General features: G+C 48.1%; 15 protein-coding genes. 10 read left to right on the top strand and 5 right to left on the bottom strand.

The window, feature by feature from the left end:
* Positions 1 to 96: 96 nt before the first annotated feature.
* The 7 genes from yiaY (at position 97) to ZMOB_RS07965 (ending at position 10324) form a co-directional block, all read left to right on the top strand.
* Positions 97 to 1248: an L-threonine dehydrogenase gene (gene yiaY / locus ZMOB_RS07995; protein WP_014501121.1), complete on the top strand. Its 1152-nt coding sequence runs from the start codon at positions 97 to 99 to the stop codon at positions 1246 to 1248.
* A gap of 423 nt (positions 1249 to 1671) precedes the next feature.
* Positions 1672 to 3624, top strand: a complete 1953-nt coding sequence (dxs, locus tag ZMOB_RS07990; RefSeq protein WP_014501120.1) for a 1-deoxy-D-xylulose-5-phosphate synthase — start codon at positions 1672 to 1674, stop codon at positions 3622 to 3624.
* 92 nt (positions 3625 to 3716) lie between these two features.
* A complete protein-coding gene (locus tag ZMOB_RS07985) occupies positions 3717 to 6326 on the top strand; it encodes an MMPL family transporter (protein ID WP_014501119.1) in 2610 nt (869 codons plus the stop codon).
* A gap of 233 nt (positions 6327 to 6559) precedes the next feature.
* Entirely contained in the window at positions 6560 to 7522 is a 963-nt protein-coding gene (thrB, locus tag ZMOB_RS07980) for a homoserine kinase (RefSeq protein WP_014501118.1), read from the top strand.
* A 4-nt stretch (positions 7523 to 7526) separates the two neighbouring features.
* The gene (rnhA, locus tag ZMOB_RS07975) at positions 7527 to 7997 is read left to right on the top strand and encodes a ribonuclease HI (RefSeq protein WP_011241355.1); all 471 of its coding nucleotides are present in this window, start codon (positions 7527 to 7529) and stop codon (positions 7995 to 7997) included.
* A gap of 140 nt (positions 7998 to 8137) precedes the next feature.
* On the top strand, positions 8138 to 9604 hold the full coding sequence (locus tag ZMOB_RS07970; protein ID WP_014501117.1) for a prolyl oligopeptidase family serine peptidase: 1467 nt from the start codon (positions 8138 to 8140) through the stop codon (positions 9602 to 9604).
* A 273-nt stretch (positions 9605 to 9877) separates the two neighbouring features.
* A complete protein-coding gene (locus tag ZMOB_RS07965) occupies positions 9878 to 10324 on the top strand; it encodes a protein tyrosine phosphatase family protein (RefSeq protein WP_011241357.1) in 447 nt (148 codons plus the stop codon).
* Between the two features lie 35 nt (positions 10325 to 10359).
* Here the strand turns inward: ZMOB_RS07965 and ZMOB_RS07960 are convergent, their stop codons facing one another.
* From ZMOB_RS07960 to eno, 5 genes are all read right to left on the bottom strand, one after another.
* Complete coding sequence (locus ZMOB_RS07960) at positions 10360 to 11649, bottom strand: alkaline phosphatase family protein (protein WP_014501116.1); 1290 nt, start codon at positions 11647 to 11649, stop codon at positions 10360 to 10362.
* A 114-nt stretch (positions 11650 to 11763) separates the two neighbouring features.
* Entirely contained in the window at positions 11764 to 13152 is a 1389-nt protein-coding gene (locus tag ZMOB_RS07955; protein ID WP_011241359.1) for a pyruvate dehydrogenase complex E1 component subunit beta, read from the bottom strand.
* A gap of 1 nt (position 13153) precedes the next feature.
* Entirely contained in the window at positions 13154 to 14218 is a 1065-nt protein-coding gene (gene pdhA / locus ZMOB_RS07950; RefSeq protein WP_014501115.1) for a pyruvate dehydrogenase (acetyl-transferring) E1 component subunit alpha, read from the bottom strand.
* Between the two features lie 366 nt (positions 14219 to 14584).
* On the bottom strand, positions 14585 to 14902 hold the full coding sequence (locus ZMOB_RS07945; RefSeq protein WP_011241361.1) for an FtsB family cell division protein: 318 nt from the start codon (positions 14900 to 14902) through the stop codon (positions 14585 to 14587).
* 91 nt (positions 14903 to 14993) lie between these two features.
* Positions 14994 to 16283 (bottom strand): phosphopyruvate hydratase, encoded by a 1290-nt coding sequence (gene eno / locus ZMOB_RS07940; protein WP_011241362.1) that lies wholly within the window; start codon positions 16281 to 16283, stop codon positions 14994 to 14996.
* Between the two features lie 201 nt (positions 16284 to 16484).
* On the opposite strand from eno, the gene ZMOB_RS07935 reads away from it, so the two are divergent.
* From ZMOB_RS07935 to ZMOB_RS07925, 3 genes are read left to right on the top strand one after another with little or no spacing between them, the layout of a single operon-like run.
* The gene (locus tag ZMOB_RS07935; RefSeq protein WP_014501113.1) at positions 16485 to 17114 is read left to right on the top strand and encodes a hypothetical protein; all 630 of its coding nucleotides are present in this window, start codon (positions 16485 to 16487) and stop codon (positions 17112 to 17114) included.
* 2 nt (positions 17115 to 17116) lie between these two features.
* Positions 17117 to 17638 carry a hypothetical protein gene (locus tag ZMOB_RS07930; protein WP_011241364.1) on the top strand — a complete coding sequence of 174 codons (522 nt, stop codon included), beginning with the start codon at positions 17117 to 17119 and terminating at the stop codon, positions 17636 to 17638.
* Positions 17639 to 17692: 54 nt separating this feature from the next.
* The gene (locus ZMOB_RS07925) at positions 17693 to 18028 is read left to right on the top strand and encodes a hypothetical protein (protein ID WP_011241365.1); all 336 of its coding nucleotides are present in this window, start codon (positions 17693 to 17695) and stop codon (positions 18026 to 18028) included.
* Positions 18029 to 18072 lie beyond the last annotated feature (44 nt).

Here is an 18072-nt window from a genome sequence, read left to right as displayed (position 1 = left end):
CGGGATTAAAACGCAAAAACAATAGAAAGCGATTTCGCGAAAATGGTTGTTTTCGGGTTGTTGCTTTAAACTAGTATGTAGGGTGAGGTTATAGCTATGGCTTCTTCAACTTTTTATATTCCTTTCGTCAACGAAATGGGCGAAGGTTCGCTTGAAAAAGCAATCAAGGATCTTAACGGCAGCGGCTTTAAAAATGCCCTGATCGTTTCTGATGCTTTCATGAACAAATCCGGTGTTGTGAAGCAGGTTGCTGACCTGTTGAAAACACAGGGTATTAATTCTGCTGTTTATGATGGCGTTATGCCGAACCCGACTGTTACCGCAGTTCTGGAAGGCCTTAAGATCCTGAAGGATAACAATTCAGACTTCGTCATCTCCCTCGGTGGTGGTTCTCCCCATGACTGCGCCAAAGCCATCGCTCTGGTCGCAACCAATGGTGGTGAAGTCAAAGACTACGAAGGTATCGACAAATCTAAGAAACCTGCCCTGCCTTTGATGTCAATCAACACGACGGCTGGTACGGCTTCTGAAATGACGCGTTTCTGCATCATCACTGATGAAGTCCGTCACGTTAAGATGGCCATTGTTGACCGTCACGTTACCCCGATGGTTTCCGTCAACGATCCTCTGTTGATGGTTGGTATGCCAAAAGGCCTGACCGCCGCCACCGGTATGGATGCTCTGACCCACGCATTTGAAGCTTATTCTTCAACGGCAGCTACTCCGATCACCGATGCTTGCGCTTTGAAAGCAGCTTCCATGATCGCTAAGAATCTGAAGACCGCTTGCGACAACGGTAAGGATATGCCAGCTCGTGAAGCTATGGCTTATGCCCAATTCCTCGCTGGTATGGCCTTCAACAACGCTTCGCTTGGTTATGTCCATGCTATGGCTCACCAGTTGGGCGGTTACTACAACCTGCCGCATGGTGTCTGCAACGCTGTTCTGCTTCCGCATGTTCTGGCTTATAACGCCTCTGTCGTTGCTGGTCGTCTGAAAGACGTTGGTGTTGCTATGGGTCTCGATATCGCCAATCTCGGCGATAAAGAAGGCGCAGAAGCCACCATTCAGGCTGTTCGCGATCTGGCTGCTTCCATTGGTATTCCAGCAAATCTGACCGAGCTGGGTGCTAAGAAAGAAGATGTGCCGCTTCTTGCTGACCACGCTCTGAAAGATGCTTGTGCTCTGACCAACCCGCGTCAGGGTGATCAGAAAGAAGTTGAAGAACTCTTCCTGAGCGCTTTCTAATTTCAAAACAGGAAAACGGTTTTCCGTCCTGTCTTGATTTTCAAGCAAACAATGCCTCCGATTTCTAATCGGAGGCATTTGTTTTTGTTTATTGCAAAAACAAAAAATATTGTTACAAATTTTTACAGGCTATTAAGCCTACCGTCATAAATAATTTGCCATTTAAAGCCTATTATCAGGATTTTCGCCCCGATTTCAGCCATGGCAGAAATCTTTTCGGGTTTAATAGCGGGAAATTCTTTGATAGCTGGCCTTTTGCTCGCTTGCTTTATTATTTTTACATCCAGGCGGTGAAAGTGTACAGAAAAGCCGCGTTTGCCTTATGAAGGCGACGAAATATTTTTCAGATAAAGTCTTTACCTTGTTAAAACCGCTTTTCGTTTTATCGGGTAAATGCCTAATGCAGAGTTTGATTTCAGGCCTATGTTTCCGAATAAAAAGACGCCGTTGTTAGACAAGATCAAGACACCGGCAGAATTGCGTCAATTAGATCGCAACAGCCTCCGGCAATTGGCGGATGAATTACGGAAAGAGACCATCTCGGCAGTGGGTGTGACCGGCGGACATCTCGGTTCCGGTCTAGGGGTTATCGAATTAACGGTAGCCCTTCATTATGTTTTCAACACGCCCAAAGATGCTTTGGTCTGGGATGTTGGGCATCAAACCTATCCTCACAAGATTTTAACAGGTCGCCGTGATCGTATTCGGACATTGCGGCAACGTGACGGCTTATCGGGCTTTACGCAGCGCGCGGAGAGCGAATATGACGCTTTTGGAGCCGCGCATAGTTCGACTTCTATTTCTGCGGCGCTCGGCTTTGCGATGGCCAGCAAATTATCCGACAGCGATGACAAAGCGGTTGCGATTATCGGTGATGGCTCGATGACGGCAGGCATGGCTTATGAAGCTATGAATAACGCCAAGGCGGCGGGTAAGCGCCTGATTGTCATTTTGAATGACAATGAAATGTCGATTTCACCGCCGGTAGGCGCCTTATCTTCTTATTTGAGCCGCCTGATTTCCTCACGGCCTTTCATGAATTTGCGCGATATCATGCGCGGTGTTGTCAACCGGATGCCAAAAGGCTTGGCAACGGCTGCCCGCAAGGCTGATGAATATGCGCGTGGTATGGCAACCGGTGGCACCTTCTTTGAAGAGCTGGGCTTTTACTATGTTGGCCCCGTGGATGGTCATAATTTAGATCAGCTCATTCCGGTTTTGGAAAATGTCCGCGATGCCAAGGACGGCCCCATTTTGGTGCATGTCGTCACCCGCAAAGGCCAAGGCTATGCTCCGGCTGAAGCGGCCAAGGATAAATATCACGCCGTGCAGCGCTTGGATGTGGTTTCCGGCAAGCAGGCGAAAGCCCCCCCGGGGCCTCCCAGCTATACCTCTGTTTTCTCGGAACAGCTGATCAAGGAAGCTAAGCAAGACGATAAGATTGTGACCATTACGGCAGCTATGCCGACTGGCACCGGTCTTGATCGCTTCCAGCAATATTTTCCTGAAAGAATGTTTGATGTCGGTATTGCCGAACAACATGCCGTAACCTTTGCAGCTGGTTTAGCGGCTGCCGGTTACAAGCCTTTCTGTTGTCTCTATTCGACCTTCTTGCAGCGCGGCTATGACCAGTTGGTGCATGATGTCGCTATCCAGAATTTGCCGGTGCGCTTCGCCGTCGATCGTGCGGGTCTTGTCGGTGCCGATGGGGCAACCCATGCGGGTAGCTTCGACCTCGCCTTTATGGTTAATCTCCCGAATATGGTCGTGATGGCGCCTTCCGATGAACGGGAATTGGCCAATATGGTGCATAGCATGGCGCATTATGACCAAGGCCCGATCTCGGTGCGTTATCCGCGTGGTAATGGTGTGGGTGTCTCCTTGGAAGGCGAAAAGGAAATTCTGCCTATCGGGAAAGGTCGCCTGATCCGTCGCGGTAAAAAGGTTGCTATCCTATCTCTCGGCACTCGATTGGAAGAATCCTTGAAGGCTGCCGATCGGCTTGATGCTCAAGGTTTGTCGACATCGGTTGCTGATATGCGCTTTGCTAAGCCCTTGGATGAAGCGCTGACCCGCCAACTTCTGAAAAGCCATCAGGTCATTATTACCATTGAAGAAGGCGCTTTGGGTGGTTTTGCAACCCAAGTCCTGACGATGGCTTCGGATGAAGGCCTGATGGATGACGGATTGAAAATCCGCACCCTGCGTCTGCCGGATCGGTTCCAGCCGCAGGACAAGCAAGAACGGCAATATGCCGAAGCTGGTCTTGATGCTGATGGCATCGTTGCTGCCGTAACGGCTGCATTACAACGGAACTCAAAGCCTGTCGAAGTCGTTGAACTGACTACAAAAGTAACAGAAGATATGACTTTATGATCCAAGTTATCTTTTATTCTGAATCGTCCGGTTGTAACAGCTAAGGCGCTTGGGCTAGCCATACGGATTGATCTCGTGATATCGGACACATCATGCATCGTTTTCTTGTAACGCGTCTCGCAGGTATAAGCTGTCGCTTTCCTCTGCCTGTTCTCGCCTTCACCCTTTTCTTAACGCTGGTCTCTGCCTATTTCGCGGCGAGCCATTTTGCGATCAATACGGATACGGCGACCCTTATTTCTCCCAAGGTAACCTATCGCGTCAATGAAGATAGATTTGCCGATGCTTTTCCATCTACAGGGGGGACAACCCTGATCGTTGTGGAAGGACAAACACCGGAATTGGCAGAATCTGCTGCCGCCCGATTAAGCGAGAAATTGGGACAGGATAAAAAGCATTTTCTGACGGTGACGCGACCTGATGGCGGCGAATTTTTTGCCCGTGAAGGTATCTTGTTCGGCCAGTTGCCGGATGTTCAAGATACGATGCAACAGCTGATTTCAGCACAGCCTTTTTTAGGCCCTCTGGCTTCCGATCCTTCTTTAAGAGGAATCAATAACGCCCTGAATACCATGTTGATGGGGGTCAACCGCCATATGGCTAATCTGGATCAAATCCAGACCCCAATCCGTTCGATTGATAAGGCTATCCGTGACCAGCTTTCTGGAAAACAGACATGGTTTTCTTGGCAACTGCTTTTCTCAAGCAAAAATCCAGCACTGAAACCGCCTCTAAAACGGTTAATTTTGGCACAGCCTGTTCTTGATCTAAGTGCTTTGATGCCGGGGATTGAGGCCAGCAATGCTATTCATAAGGCTGCTAGTGATCTGAAATTGGATGCCGATCATGGCGTCGATATCCGTTTAACCGGATCCGTGCCTTTGGCGGATGAAGAATTTGCTTCTTTAGCGGATAAAATCTGGTTGGTTGCAGGCGCAATGATTGGCGCGATGCTTATCACCCTGTGGTTGGCGGTGCGCTCCCCCAGTATTGTTGCGGCAATTATGTTGACGACCATTGCCGGATTGATTGTGACGGCTGCGGTTGGTCTGATAACAGTCGGGCGATTCAACCTCATTTCTGTCGCCTTTATTCCGCTTTTTGTCGGTTTAGGGGTAGATTTTGGGATTCAGCTTTCGGTACGTTTTTTAGCCGAATTGGAAACAGAACCCAATCAGCCCACGGCGCTTTTGAATGCCGCCAATGCGTTGGGTCATTCCTTGTTATTGGCAGCCGGTGCCGTTTGCCTTGGTTTTCTGTCCTTTTTGCCGACAGCCTATATCGGGATTTCCGAATTAGGGATGATTGCCGGTGTTGGCATTTTGATTGCCTTGTTCTTCTCGGTAACGATGCTGCCCGCTTTTTTAATGCTGTTTCGCCCTCGCCCACCGCGGCATCATGTGGGTTGGCGCAATATGGCGCCAGTCGATCATTTTCTGGTTAAAGAAAGACGTTGGGTTATCGGAAGCTTTTTGGGGCTGACCCTGATTAGCATCATTCTTCTGCCTTGGGTACAATTCGACTTTAACCCGTTGCATTTGAGGAATCCCAAAGGGGAAGCGATGTCGACTCTTTTGTCCTTGATGAAAGACCCTAATCAGACACCGAACACGATTGATATTGTCGCCCCGAATAGCAAAACAGCCGAAGACTGGGTGAAACGCCTGTCCAAATTGCCGGAAGTCGATCAGGTCGTCACGATCGACAGTTTTGTGCCGACCAATCAAGAACCCAAATTGGCGGTTATTTCCGATGCCAATATGATCCTTGATCCGACGGTTAACCCGATTGAGACGCAGGCTGCCCCAAGCGATGAGGAAGTACAGCTTTCCTTGCGGCAAACGGCGACCTCTTTGAGAGAAGCGGCAGGCACCAGCACCCAAGCCTCGGCCAGCGATGCTCGTAGCTTGGCAGATTCGCTCGATAGCCTTGCCAGAAGTTCTGCGGCAACGCGACAGGCTACCAATGAAATGTTCTGTATGCCCTTGGCGGTCATGCTTGATCAAATGAGGGCGATGCTACAAGCCGAAGCGGTAACACCAGAAGCCTTACCCCAGACTTTGAAAGAGGGCTGGACAACGAAAGATGGCCGTATCCGCATCGAAGTTTTCCCGTCAGGCGACAGCAATAACAATGAAAATCTTATCCGCTTTGCGAAAGCGGTTCAGAAGATCGTTCCGACAGCTTCGGGTATGCCGATTTCGACCCAAGCCGCCGCCTATACGATTGCCAAGGCCTTTATCGAAGCGGGTATTCTTGCCTTTATTACCGTCTGTCTTTTGCTGTTTATCGTTCTTCGGAATGTTCGGGAGGTCGCCTTTACCTTGGCACCGATTATCCTTTCGATTTTCCTGACTTTGGCAAGCTGCGTTATCATTGACCAGCCGATCAACTTCGCCAATATTATCGCCTTCCCGCTGTTATTCGGGGTGGGTGTGGCCTTTCATATTTATTTTGTTATGGCTTGGCGGAATGGCGAACGCAACCTGCTGCAATCTAGTTTGGCGCATGCTGTCTTTTTCTCGGCTATGGCAACAGGCACGGCCTTTGGTAGTCTGTGGCTGTCTTCTCATCCGGGAACGGCCAGCATGGGCAAAATCTTGATGATTTCTTTGGTCTGGACGCTGATTTGCGCTTTGATTTTTGAACCGGCGCTTCTTGGCAACAAGGAAAATAAGGCAAAAGAAGACGGGAAAGTGTAAATAAATACGCTATCGGCAAAATTTTTGCCGATTCTGCCCCATTATTGCCTTGCTTATAAAGAAATAGCCTATCGCCCGACTTGATAAAAAACAGGTAAGGCGTAACAAAAGGTCGAATAAAAATAAAAGAATGGTGTTCAAAAATGCCAGTGTAATTTTCAATCCTGTCTTATGCCAAAGAGGACAGGAGAGGAATTATGTTGAGCCATTCGATAAAGCAGGAATAGTGGTACATGGCTGTATATACTTCGGTCAGCGATGAGGAAGTCTCTTCATTCTTAGATCTTTATCCGGATTCAGGCCGGTTGCTGTCGATAAAAGGGATTACTGAAGGCGTCGAAAACAGCAATTACCTGATTACGACCGATGTCCGCTCGTATATTCTGACATTATATGAAAAACGGGTAAATCCCGAAGAGCTGCCTTTCTTTATGGCTTTGACCGATCATTTGGCGGCTGAAAATCTGCCAGTTCCCAAAGCATGGAAAAGCCATGACGGAAAACAGATACAGACATTGGCTGGACGGCCTGCCTGCCTGATCGAATTTTTGCAAGGGCGTTGGACGCCCACCCCTAATGCGGAACAGACCCGTGCTACCGGTGAAATGCTGGGTAAAATGCATAAAAGTCTGACCCATTTTTCGGAAAATCGGAAAAACAGCCTCGATCTTGAAAATTGGCATATTCTGGCTGAAAAATGTGGTTTTGAAGCCATGAACCAGATCGAAGCCCATATGGGGGACGAGGTTAAAAAAGAGCTGGATTATCTCGATGAATTCTGGCCGAAAGATCTGCCCCGTTCAGTTATTCATGCCGATTTATTTCCCGATAATGTGTTATTTGAAGGCGACAGCTTAAAAGGCGTTATCGATTTCTATTTTGCCTGCACCGAAGTCCGTGCATGGGATTTAGCCATTACCTATAGTGCATGGTGTTTCGATCAAGAGAACCATTTCCTTGCCGATCATGCGAAAGCTTTGATTAAAGGCTATCATCAGAGCTTTGCCCTGACGGAAGAAGAGCGAGCCGCCTTTATTGTCTTGCTGCGGGGAGCAGCTTTGCGCTTCTTGCTGACGCGGGCATGGGATTGGGTCAATACGCCGCCTGATGCTTTGGTTGTGCCAAAAGACCCGCGTGACTTTTTCAAGAGACTGCGTTTTTATCGAGAGGCTTCTTTCGAGTCTTTGGGCTTCTGACTTGATGCCTGATTCCTCGACACAAGATAAAATCGTCATGATCGCGACGGATGGCGCGTGCAAAGGCAACCCCGGCTTTGGTGGCTGGGGTGCGCTTCTTCGTTATCAGGGGCATGAAAAAGCGATTTCCGGTTCTGAAAATCCCACAACCAATAACCGGATGGAATTACAGGCTGTTATTGAAGCCCTCTCCTGCCTTAAAAAGCCTTGCCAGATAGAGCTTTCCACCGATAGCAAATATGTAATGGATGGCTTGACCCGCTGGATTCACGGCTGGCAAAAAAATGGCTGGCTTACTGCGGCTAAAAAACCGGTTAAAAATGCCGATTTGTGGAAGCAACTTTTAGCATTGACCCGCCAACATGACATTGCGTGGAAATGGGTCAAAGGGCATGCCGGACATCCCGATAATGAAAGAGCCGACCAATTGGCGAGCGATGCTGCGATTGCTCTGATGCAGCAAGAAAAGGCCTGATCTTTATTCTTTAAAAATTGATCCTTCCTCTGCTTTCTTAAGCCTAATCTTTATCGTGAAATGTCCTTTTCAGGGCATATTCATTGTAAAGAATGTTAGAAATTTGATAGATATCTTTTCCTTGAAAGCAGAGAAAAACGATGACCGAGGTCTCAAGACGGAATTTTGTGGCAGCCGGAGCAACTTTAGCAGGCGCTTTATTGGGGACACAAAAATCATATGCCTTGGGAAATGGTAACGGATTTAGAGCCGCCGCCCCTGATCTGGATAGCAAGTCAGATCAGGCCAAAACATCGGGTATTCAGAGAGTCTATGCGCTTTGTGAAGTGACGGGTGGCGGTGAAAAAGTTTATGGTATTGCTGTGGAATACGATAGCGATATTGATCCCAGCAGTTTAAAATTGGATAGTTATAAGGCGGCGGTTTACCCTGTGGCTAAGGGCTTTTTTGCGGGTATGCCGCAAGAGCCAGATAAAAATCAATCTACTGAACCCGCAAAAGATCGCTCTATAGTCGCCATTTATACGAATGATGCGCCTCAATTAGGACGAAATGCCGCAAAAAATGGCTCATATGTCATTATCGAATTTGCGCATGATTCAGATCTAAGTCTTCCAACAGCAGATAGTGACAGAGTGGTTATCCTGCAAAATAAAGCGATTAAATCTGTTAAAGGAAGTCTTTATCCCCCCAGTAAAGCCGCATGGAGCAATTCTGATCGCCGAGGGAATCATGTCGTTATTCGCGGTGTCGATGATTGGGAACAAAATCACTGGTGGTGGGATGATACGCGTTCGGCATGGTTGGAATATAGTATTTACTTGCCGAAGTCTTTTTTGAAAGCCGGAGGAGAGCGCCAGTCCTATCCACTATTATTAGCTATTACCCATTCCGGCACCAGTTATGACGGGAATTGTACCCAAACATTAACCGAGCAATGTATCGCTAGTCTGTGGAGTCTGCCTGAAGAACAGGCGGAGCATGAATGTGTTGTAATCACGCCCCGTTACGAGCGGACAACCATGAATGACTATTGGGAACATACATATGATGTCGAAAACACCTATAAGCTGGTCGAATCGCTTCTAAAAAACACATGGAATTACGGTAATCCCAATCTCGAAGATCGCCGCGATAAAGTCTTAAAAATTGATCCTAGAAGAGTCTATTGCACCGGATGGTCAATGGGAGCGATGACCTCTCTTTGGCTTATGGCGAAGCATCCTGATACTTTTGCTGCCGGTCTAATTATTGCCGGTCAACAGCGGCCTAGTGATGTTCGTAGTCTTGCTCGGCAAAAATTGCTGATTATCACTGGAACAGAAGACCACAATGCGACCCCGTGGAATGAAAAATGTGTCCCCGTCTGGAGAGAAGCCGGTGGCGTAGTTATCCGTCCTGAAGAGACGCTTGACCCTTCATTGATTTTTCCTGTCGATAATCAGAAATCACTAACCCATCAGATCAATAGCTATCTCGATAAAAACGGGAATATTACCTTCCTGACTTTTAAAGGGGTCGATCACATGGCATCCGCGCGCAAATTCTTTTATATCAAAGCGGCTAGAGACTGGCTTTTTAAACAAGTAAAAAATAACAGAAGGTGATAGCGGATAGCGCTTCACAAAAAGCGCGGCGATATCGGGACGGCAACAAGGGATCCGTAGCGAGTTCAAAAGGATTCTGTTTTATCAATGCCGGATTCTCATTTCGGCTTTATATCAGATTGGCTGGAGTGAAGGACTGTGATCGGGGCGCGGCTATCCAGCCGAAATCATCTTTGGTCAGTTATTAGGCATCTTACTGTTATCGTTTTTTTGTCCCCTGCCCCTTTGCTTTTCGTGGCATAATTCTGTCAATCCATATAATCGGGGATAGAAATGAACCGTTTTAAACGTCTGAATAGTGAAATCGCTGTTAGTCCCCAACTATCGGTTGAGGACGTCAAGGAAGCTGCCCGTCAGGGGTTTCGGTACATCATCAATAATCGTCCCGATGGGGAAAGTCCTAATCAACCTGCTGGCAGCGTTATTGAAGCCGCAGCTAAGGAGGAAGGGCTTGGATATATCGCTATTCCCGTTCGCGCCGGTGGTCTGGATGAAAAGGCCGTAGTTGCAATGGCAGAGACTTTGAAAAAAGCAGATAAGCCGATATTAGCCTATTGTTTTAGCGGAACACGTTCCGCCTTTTTATGGGCATTGGCCAGCGCGGCAACAGGGGAATCCGAGGCTGATATTCTTTTCGCAGAAGCCGCCAATGCCGGTTACGATTTATCCCCGATTATGGCCTTGGTTGATTCGCTTTCGGAATCGGCACAAGCGAAATAACGCCAAAGGCTGTTTGAGCCTTTGGCGCAGTTTTATTATTGAGCGAGAAAACGCTGTTCGATGTCGGAAGCTGTTAGGCTGCTATCGCCTTTCGGTGCTTTCAGCTTTAAGACCTGTGCGACCAAAGGTTGGACATCAATATTGTCCATGGATTCGATCACTTTATGCTTTTGGAAAGCGGGCCCATTGGCGATAAATAAAGCACCCATTTCAGGCGTTTGGTTGTCATAGCCATGATTGCCCTTGGTGGCATGCGCCGCCATGCTATCATCACCCATGATCGACCAGCCGACTTCGGCCGCGCAGACAACCGCGGGAACCCGTGGATTTTGGCCATAATGAAAACGAGCTGGAATCTGCTGTTTCGGCCAACATTGCATATGGTCATGGGAGGCAAATAAAGGCTCAAGATCTTTGAGGCTATGGCCGGAGCTGGGTTCAATACCCGCATAAGCACCGCCGGTGACGACATGATAAAGGCTGGGATCGAGGATTTTATTCAAGGCGACAACCCGATCGGAAGAGGTTGCAGCCATACCATGATCAGAGACGATGACCAGATTGGCCTTGATACCGCGTTGCTTTAAGCCCTGCACCAGCTGCCCGATGGTTTGATCGATCTTGACCAGATTGTCGTTCACCTCTTGGGAATCGGGCCCGTAAAGATGTCCCGCATGATCGACATTTTCAAAATAGAGCGTGATGAATTGCGGACGTTTCTTTTCAGGATAAGCCAGCCATGAAAAGACTTGATCGACTCTTTCTGAGAAAGGCACATGACTATCGAATTGCCGCCACATTTCAGGGCGAACACCTTCGATGTCAGCTTCGGACCCCGGCCAGAACATCGTGGCTGAAACAACGCCTTGTTTTTCTGCTGTGACCCAAAGCGGTTCACCTTCATCCCACCAACGCCGATCGGTGACGGCCTGATGATCGCTCATTTTAAAATGGCTATCGGGCGTAATATGCGCATCGTCCATATTATTGCCAACAATACCGTGGTGATCGGGATAAAGGCCAGTGACCAAGGTATAATGATTGGGGAAAGTGATAGACGGGAAAGAGGGGTGCATTACTTTAGCATAGCTACCATTTTTAGCCAAAGAGACCAGATTGGGCGTTAATCCCCGTTTGATATAATCTGCCCGAAAACCATCTATAGAAATCAGGATTAAAGGCGTTTTTGATTGAGCCGTTGCATGCGCCGTTGCGGCAATGGCATCGCTGTGAACCACCGATAATCCAGCGCAACCCAAGAGGAGCGATAAAATGCCGGATATCCACGGCTTTCGTTTTTTAAGAGGCTTATATCCGGCTGACATATCTCATTCCCGAAATAGTTGAAATTCTGACAGGTATTATCATAAGTTTTATGTGTAACTTTGATATGTGACAGTATCGAACTATTTCGGGAACAAAAATAAAAATTTTACAATTTACTTGCGATAGCAGACCTTGCGGACGGCCTCGATAATGGCTTCAGGATTGACCAAGCCTTTTTTCTCGAGATTTTCGGCGTAAGGAGTCGGCGTATCGGCATTGGTTACCCGCAAAACAGGGGCATCCAAATTGTCGAAGCCTTCTTCCATGGCAATGGCCGCAATTTCAGAAGAAATCGAGCAAACCGGCCAGCCATCTTCTACCGTCACAATACGATTGGTTTTGGCCAGACTTTGAAGGATCGTTTCCTTATCCAATGGGCGAAGCGTCCTAAGGTCGATTACTTCCGCATCAATGCCTTCTTTGGCTAAAGCTTCGGCAGCGGTCAGTGCAAAAGAGACACCAATGGAATAGCTGACAATCGTGACGTCCTTGCCTTCACGGATGATGCGCGCCTTACCAATGGGTAAAACAAAATCATCCATTTTTGGCACGTCAAAAGTCTTGCCGTAAAGCAGTTCACATTCCAAAAAGACAACAGGGTCATCGGAACGGATAGCGGCTTTTAACAAGCCCTTGGCATCAATGGCATCATAAGGTGCAAGAACGACCAATCCGGGAACGGCGGCATACCAAGGCCCGAAATTCTGGGTATGCTGTGCGCCGACGCGCGGGGCTGCCCCATTGGGCCCACGGAAGACGATAGGACAACGGACTTGGCCGCCGGACATATAATGCGTTTTGGCCGCAGAATTGATAATATGGTCAATCGCCTGCATCGAGAAATTCATGGTCATGAATTCGATGACAGGGCGCAAACCTTCCATTGCGGCACCCACACCAATACCGGAAAAGCCATATTCGGAAATCGGCGTATCCACGACACGACGCGCGCCAAATTCCTGCAACAGCCCTTGCGTGACTTTATAGGCACCCTGATATTCAGCGACTTCTTCACCCATAACAAAAACACGGTCATCGCGCCGCATTTCTTCGGCCATGGCATCGCGTAAGGCTTCACGCAAAGTCTGCTGAAAGAATTCGGTGCCTTCCGGTATTTCGGGAGCGGAATTGATGACTTTACCCAATGAAGGCGTTGCCGCTTCTTCAACCGCTGCGGCCTCTGTTTTGGCAGGTGATGCAACAGGGGCGCTTTCTTCTGCTTTGGTTTCGGCAGAGGCGCCATCCAAGGTCACATCATTGGCATCCGTCCCAAGATAAGCGATAGCGGTGCCAACTTTGACATTTTCGCTACCCTCGGGAATGAGGATTTTCGTTATCACGCCTTCATCAACGGCTTCAAATTCCATGATGGCTTTATCGGTTTCGATTTCAGCCAAAATTTCACCAGCTTTGATGGAGTCGCCTTCTTTTACCAGCCAGCGGGTCAGCGTGCCTTCCTCCATCGTTGGAGACAGAGCGGGCATTTTAAGCTCTATGGCCATATCAATACTTTCCTACCAGAATATTGGTATATAATTCTTCATCAGCCGGTAAAGGCGCTTTTTCAGCGAAATCGGCGGCCTCTTTGACCTGCTGGCGGATGTCTTCATCCAGTTTAACCAGCTCGACCTCGGGAACGCCTGCGGCGAAAAGGTCTTTTTTCAGATTGTCTAAAGGATCGTGGTTTTCCTTCATGTCATTGACCTCTTCGCGGCTACGATAGCGCGCCGGATCAGACATAGAATGTCCCCGATAACGATAGGTCTTCATTTCAAGGATGATGGGCCCTTTTCCAGCCTGCACCCAGTCAACCGCGACTGTAGCAGCGCCTCTGACTTCAAGCACATCCATGCCGTCAACAACCAAAGCCGGAATACCAAAGCCTGCGCCTCTTTCAGACAAAGCTGTATGGGCATTAGCGCGTTGGATACTGGTTCCCATGGCATAACCGTTATTTTCGATGACGAAGATCACGGGTAATTTCCACAAAGCCGCCATGTTATAGGCTTCGTAAACCTGTCCCTGATTGGCTGACCCATCACCGAAATAAGCCGCAGAACAACCCCCATCATTCCGGTATTTATGCGCAAAGGCCAATCCAGCACCAAGCGGCACCTGAGCCCCAACGATACCATTTCCGCCGAAAAATTTATGTTCGGTCGAGAACATATGCATCGAGCCGCCTTTACCATGCGAAATACCGCTGGCACGACCCGTCAATTCAGCCATAACAATTTTGGGATCAATACCATAGGCCAGCATATGCCCATGTTCGCGATAGCCGGTAATAACGCTATCCCGTCCCGGTTGCAGGGCGGCTTGCAGACCAACCGCAACGGCTTCCTGACCGATATAGAGATGACAAAAACCAGCAATCAGCCCCAAACCGTAAAGCTGTCCGCACCGTTCTTCAAAACGGCGGATCATCAGCATCCGTCGATAAAATTCTAGCAGCTCTTCCCGGTCGGCGTGATAGCGACCGGGTATCGGTGGCAAATCGTGATTGGGAATGGCGGATCCGACATCAGCTTTATGAGGCCGATTGGAATCCTGAGTTGCTTTGGCCATGTAGAGGCCTCCTGTCAAAAAAGACTAAAAATTTTCTGACGGACAGGATAAATCGACATTATGGGTCTGACCCCTGCCCTGACAGCTCGGGTTTATTAAAAACGGATTTCGGGCTTAACCAATATCCGTCCTTCTGTCTTTAGTAATTTGTTTATATTGATTGATTTCGTCAAAGTCACTCTTGAAGGCTCTTCATCAAAAGAACAGAATTTTGACCTTGAATGATTTGAGATAATGACGCGTTTTTCAAAGAGAAACTGTCAATCGCGGCGATAACAGCCTAGGAAATAGAAAGCTTTTTTACCCATAATCAACAAGGCTGTTTAGTCCTCGTTAGATCATGGTGATCCATTCCAAAAGTTGAATTTATTTCTGGCTGTCGAGAATAATCACTTCATCCGGCCGGATCTGCCGCGTTTCTTTACGCACCAATTCTTCGGCATAATCAGGATCAGTAGCCTTGGGATTAAGAAGGGCGATGCTATTCGCCAATTGGTCTCGCTGGTGTTCTAAAGCCGCCAATTCCGCTTTTCTAACGGCCATTTTTTGGCGGTAACCATCGAGTGCCAGTAAACCATTTGCCCCCAAAAGGGCATTACCGACGAAGACCCCCAAGACGACAACCATCAAGGCGGGGCCTATTGCAGCACGGAAAAGACTGTTCTTTGAACGAATCAGGGACATGGAGCCTATAATTACCGCTTTAAGCGATAAATCAAGGCTCAATGTCCCCATTCAGTTAGAGCGGTTTAAAAACCGGTTCTAGCTGTGATTCTTATTTGGCTTTTCTAAGAACCGAACGGCCAGCATATTTAGCAACCGAACCCAGTTCTTCTTCGATGCGCATCAGCTGATTGTATTTAGCGATACGTTCGGAACGGCAAAGGCTACCGGTCTTGATCTGACCGCAGTTGGTGGCAACAGCGAGGTCAGCAATCGTGGTATCTTCGGTTTCACCGGAACGGTGAGACATAACAGCCGTGTAAGAAGCGTCGTTAGCCATGTTAACGGCTGCGAGCGTTTCAGACAAAGAACCGATCTGGTTGAACTTCACGAGCAGCGAGTTGGCGATACCGCGTTCGATACCATCAGAAAGACGCTTCACGTTGGTCACGAACAGATCGTCACCGACCAACTGAACTTTGTCACCGAGCTTTTCGGTAAGGATCTTCCAGCCTTCGAAGTCATCTTCGGCCAGACCATCTTCGATGGAATAGATCGGATATTTGCCGCAGAGTTCGACATAGTAATCAACGAGCTGAGCGGAGGTCAGTTTACGGCCTTCACCCTTAAGATCGTAGATGTTCTGATCTTTGTTGTAGAACTCGGAGGAAGCTGCATCGAGAGCGATGAACACATCTTCGCCCGGCTTATAACCGGCTTTGGAGATGGAATCGACGATGAAGTCCAGAGCAGAAGAAGCACTGTCAAGGCTAGGAGCGAAACCACCTTCGTCACCGACGTTGGTGTTCATGCCTTTAGCAGACAGTTCTTTTTTCAGGGTATGGAAAACTTCGGTACCGATGCGGACAGCTTCATTGATGGAGCTGGCACCAACCGGAGCAATCATGAATTCCTGGAAATCGATGGGGTTGTCAGCGTGCATACCACCGTTAACGATGTTCATCATCGGAACCGGAAGAACGTGAGCTGCCGTACCACCAACATAACGGTAAAGCGGGAGACCGCGAGCTTCAGCAGCAGCTTTAGCAACAGCCAAGCTGACACCGAGGATAGCGTTAGCACCGAATTTACCCTTGTTCGGGGTGCCATCGAGCTTGATCATCGTCTGGTCGATCAGTTCCTGATCTTCGGCTTCCAGACCAATAATTGCGTTAGCAATTTCGTTGTTTACAGCGTGAACAGCTTTGGTGACGCCTTTACCACCCCAACGGGTTTTGTCGCCATCACGAAGTTCAACAGCTTCATGAACGCCGGTAGAAGCACCTGACGGCACTGCAGCGCGGCCGAAGCTGCCATCTTCAAGCGTAACATCAACTTCAACGGTCGGGTTACCGCGGCTGTCGACAACCTGACGGCCATGGATACTGACAATAGCTGTCATATCGAAACCTTTCTTAAAATCTTTTAGACGAGTCTCTTTTTGAACTCAGTCCGTCAATGATCTATCCTTCCTTGACGCATAAGGCAATTCCACTGTTGCAATGAATATATTGCTTATGGTGAAACGTTATCGCTTCTCATGCGATTCTATAGTTAGGATAAACTGATTATTGTTACGTATTGAGTAACTGGAGTATAGACAATGGCCGAAAACAAAACTGTGGCGAATGTAGCATCAGCTGCCAATGATTTGCAGAAAAACGCCGAAAATCAGGCTGAAAAAGCCACTCATGAAGCAAAACATGAAGGCCATCATATAGGACAGCATATATCGGAAACGGCTTCTCACCTTGCTGAAAAAGCAAAATCGCATCTTTCCGAAGCCAAAGATTTTGCTGAAAAAGAAGAAAATAAACTGCATCATTTATTTCAGGATCACAGTCCCTTTCATGGAAAAATTCATGAAATTGGTGATGAAGGTCATCACAAAGCCATCGAAGCTGTTAATAATGTTGCCAAAATCGTCGACCAGACCGCAGAATTGGTTGCCGAAAATCTGGGAAGTTCCTATGGCGACTATATGCACAAGGCTTCCAAACATATCGGCAAATTGTCAAAATCTCTGAAAGATAAAAAATTGGCTGACATCACCAAAAGCGGTCATAGCATTATCCGCCGTAACCCAGTTGTGACGGTTGGTGTCGCAGCAGCCCTTGGCTATGCGCTTTATCGCTTTGCCAGCCACAAAAAGCATAAATGTGAAGCCAATCATGCCTGCAACCATCAGGAAGCAGATGCATCCTCTTCTGACAGCAGCCATCAGGATTCATAACATTGACGCTGGAAAATAAAGGCGAAAAAGAATCGAACATTACTTCTGAAGAAATCGCCGAGGCCTTGTCTGAAGCTGAAATCGACCCTGTAGCTGCCGAAAAGGTGGCTACAGGCGAAGAAAATGATGAAGCAGCTGTTGCCGAAGCCGAAGCGAGATTGGAAGAAGGTAGAATGGAAGCCGAAGCCGCCGGAGGAGAAGATTTCATTTATGAAGAGACCGGAATTTTCCAGTCTTTTCGGAATCTTATTCAGGCCGCCAAAAACTTCTTTCACCATGAAATCGCTTTTTGCCGCGAAATTGTCATGCTGCGCGTCAAAAGAATTGCGAAGGCGGCGATTGCGTTGGTTTTGGCCGCTGCCTTTGCGATTATTGGCCTGATCGGTTTGTTGGTAGGCGTTTTCATTGCCTTGATCCATGCTGTAGGGGCTTTGGGTGCAGGCCTGATTTTCGCAGCTGTGGGGTTACCCATTGCGATTATTCTGGTGCTGGTCGCTTATCATTGGTTGACCGAGGCACCGTAATATTCGCCAAAGCTATCATTCTGGAAGGAAACGGTCTGAAAAGGCCGCCATGCTATGCTTCATACGTCTAAAATTAATCAGAAAAAAGCTGAACTTGAACAGGCTCGCACCCATCTTATGGCTTCGTTAGATGATGTTACCAATCATCTGAAACCGGGGTCAATTGCCCGTAGTCTAGTGAAATCAGGTGTTCAGGCGGGTAAAAATGTCGTCGATCGCCTTAATCAGGAAGCCCAAAAACGGCCTCTTGCAACGGTGGCAGCGGTGAGTGGTATCGGTTTTATTTTCCTGTGGCGTTCCAAAACGGGGGGTATGCTGTTTCGGCTGGTCAGTTCCCTTTTTAGAACAGCTCCGGCGGATAAAGATAAGGCCGAAAAAGCGCAAGAATAAGTCGGTTCAATAAAGGTTCATCTATTACCATGCACCCTAATACT

The sequence above is a fragment of the Zymomonas mobilis subsp. mobilis ATCC 10988 genome, from assembly GCF_000175255.2.
In the GTDB taxonomy this organism is placed as follows: Bacteria; Pseudomonadota; Alphaproteobacteria; order Sphingomonadales; family Sphingomonadaceae; genus Zymomonas; species Zymomonas mobilis.
Note: the sequence above shows the minus strand (reverse complement) of the source record. Positions and strands in the feature narration are given on the sequence as shown.

What these genes read in the sequence shown, in the direction of transcription:
- ZMOB_RS07965 (WP_011241357.1), top strand. Translation starts at nt 9,878, where the DNA reads ATGAACCGTTTTAAACGTCTGAATAGTGAAATCGCTGTTAGTCCCCAA.
- rnhA (WP_011241355.1), top strand. Translation starts at nt 7,527, where the DNA reads ATGCCTGATTCCTCGACACAAGATAAAATCGTCATGATCGCGACGGAT.
- ZMOB_RS07925 (WP_011241365.1), top strand. Translation starts at nt 17,693, where the DNA reads ATGCTTCATACGTCTAAAATTAATCAGAAAAAAGCTGAACTTGAACAG.
- ZMOB_RS07935 (WP_014501113.1), top strand. Translation starts at nt 16,485, where the DNA reads ATGGCCGAAAACAAAACTGTGGCGAATGTAGCATCAGCTGCCAATGAT.
- pdhA (WP_014501115.1), bottom strand. Translation starts at nt 14,218, where the DNA reads ATGGCCAAAGCAACTCAGGATTCCAATCGGCCTCATAAAGCTGATGTC.
- ZMOB_RS07955 (WP_011241359.1), bottom strand. Translation starts at nt 13,152, where the DNA reads ATGGCCATAGAGCTTAAAATGCCCGCTCTGTCTCCAACGATGGAGGAA.
- eno (WP_011241362.1), bottom strand. Translation starts at nt 16,283, where the DNA reads ATGACAGCTATTGTCAGTATCCATGGCCGTCAGGTTGTCGACAGCCGC.
- ZMOB_RS07945 (WP_011241361.1), bottom strand. Translation starts at nt 14,902, where the DNA reads ATGTCCCTGATTCGTTCAAAGAACAGTCTTTTCCGTGCTGCAATAGGC.
- dxs (WP_014501120.1), top strand. Translation starts at nt 1,672, where the DNA reads ATGTTTCCGAATAAAAAGACGCCGTTGTTAGACAAGATCAAGACACCG.
- ZMOB_RS07985 (WP_014501119.1), top strand. Translation starts at nt 3,717, where the DNA reads ATGCATCGTTTTCTTGTAACGCGTCTCGCAGGTATAAGCTGTCGCTTT.
- yiaY (WP_014501121.1), top strand. Translation starts at nt 97, where the DNA reads ATGGCTTCTTCAACTTTTTATATTCCTTTCGTCAACGAAATGGGCGAA.
- ZMOB_RS07960 (WP_014501116.1), bottom strand. Translation starts at nt 11,649, where the DNA reads ATGTCAGCCGGATATAAGCCTCTTAAAAAACGAAAGCCGTGGATATCC.
- ZMOB_RS07970 (WP_014501117.1), top strand. Translation starts at nt 8,138, where the DNA reads ATGACCGAGGTCTCAAGACGGAATTTTGTGGCAGCCGGAGCAACTTTA.
- thrB (WP_014501118.1), top strand. Translation starts at nt 6,560, where the DNA reads ATGGCTGTATATACTTCGGTCAGCGATGAGGAAGTCTCTTCATTCTTA.